Origin of the sequence: Streptomyces spiralis (assembly GCF_014654675.1) — a bacterium.
GTDB classification, from domain to species: domain Bacteria; phylum Actinomycetota; class Actinomycetes; order Streptomycetales; family Streptomycetaceae; genus Streptomyces; species Streptomyces spiralis.
In genome coordinates, this window is the sequence record NZ_BNBC01000100.1 from 1 (window position 1) to 1,233 (window position 1,233).

Sequence of the window (1,233 nt, forward strand, 5' to 3'; positions counted from 1 at the left end):
GGCTCGTACGGCTCATCGCCGATCATCGTCAGCGATCCGGTGAACCCCTGCTCGCGCAGCGTCTCCGCCGCACGCAGCCCGGCCAGCGAGGCACCGACGACGGCAATGCGGCCCTGACGCCGCAGGACCTCGACGTCTGTGTCGGCCGACATGAGTCTCCAGGCCCTTCGTCGGCTCGTCGGAGTAGTCCACAAGAATCGCCTGGACCGGACAGGCGGCAGCGGCCTTCTCCACCCGGTCCTGTTGTGCCTCGTCGAAGCGAGGCGAGAACAGCGGCGCCTCGCCCCCGTGCAGGGAGAAGAGCTCCGGGGCGGGAAACACACACTGCGCGAATCCCCGGAACCGGTTGAGATCGACGACAAGCCTCAACTGGAACCCGCTCCCTGCTAAGGCCGCTGTCTTCGCAAGCTCCGCAGCCCTTGCGCTCGGTCCACACGATCGGTTGGCATACCTCTCCTTCAGCATCGCCCCCCTCTGGAGCGGGCTTGCAAGGCGAGGGATCCAGGGCGAGCCTCACCTCGCCAACCGCGTGTCTACCGCTGCCCGCTCCATCCGACCGGGGCGCCGCGCAGGCGGAAGGTGCACATTAGACATATGCACCTTGAGCAGCGCTTCGCCTTCACGTGGCAGCGGTGGCACGCCAGCCGAGCGTTGGTGCTGCTCCCCATCGGACTGATCACTCTGATCACCGTCGTGGACATCCAGACTCCGGAAACCGTCCACCTCGGGCCGCTGCTCGTCATAGCCCCCGCTATCACCGTGGCGTTCGGTGGGGCCTGGCTGACCGGACTGATCGGTGTACTGGCGGTAGCGGCTCAGGTGGTCATCGCCGTCTTCCACGGGGGCCTGACCACGGCCAACCACATTTGCTCTGTGGGACGGCGCACTGATCAGCGACGCCGCCATGACCACGCCGCTCGCCGCCACCATCGAGCGCTGAGCACACAGCACAGGCGACGTCGCCAGTAGCAGGGTGACACCTGAGCGGGATCGCCGCGGGGTGTCGCCCCTACTGAGGGCTGTCCTGTAAATGACACTCGTTTCCAGATGCCCGCCCGGAGTCATGTAGCTCACAGCACGCCGCGACGGGCGAGGTTGTGCATCAACCCTCGTACGCCGAACGTCCACGGTGCGGCCTGTTCGCTGGTGGTGACCGTGTTGACGAGAGCGCCGAGCCGGGGGCTGGAGATCCGTACGATGTCGCCGTGCTCGTGGGTGAACCCCGAGCCGGGT

General features: G+C 66.8%; 1 protein-coding gene and 3 pseudogenes. 1 reads left to right on the forward strand and 3 read right to left on the reverse strand.

Annotated elements, in window-relative coordinates:
- Both IE318_RS46000 and IE318_RS46005 read right to left on the reverse strand, forming a co-directional pair.
- Nucleotides 1–152, reverse strand: a pseudogene (locus IE318_RS46000) (FAD-dependent oxidoreductase); the annotation flags it as partial.
- Between the two features lie 7 nt (nucleotides 153–159).
- Nucleotides 160–369: pseudogene (locus tag IE318_RS46005) on the reverse strand (ferredoxin); the annotation flags it as partial.
- A gap of 225 nt (nucleotides 370–594) precedes the next feature.
- On the opposite strand from IE318_RS46005, the gene IE318_RS43615 reads away from it, so the two are divergent.
- The gene (locus tag IE318_RS43615) at nucleotides 595–969 is read left to right on the forward strand and encodes a hypothetical protein (RefSeq protein WP_308438639.1); all 375 of its coding nucleotides are present in this window, start codon (nucleotides 595–597) and stop codon (nucleotides 967–969) included.
- Nucleotides 970–1,070: 101 nt separating this feature from the next.
- Here the strand turns inward: IE318_RS43615 and IE318_RS46010 are convergent.
- Nucleotides 1,071–1,233 (reverse strand): annotated as a pseudogene (locus IE318_RS46010) (fumarylacetoacetate hydrolase); the annotation flags it as partial.

Excerpts from the sequence above, each read along its gene's own strand:
- IE318_RS43615 (WP_308438639.1), top strand. The coding sequence starts at position 595 with ATGCACCTTGAGCAGCGCTTCGCCTTCACGTGGCAGCGGTGGCACGCC.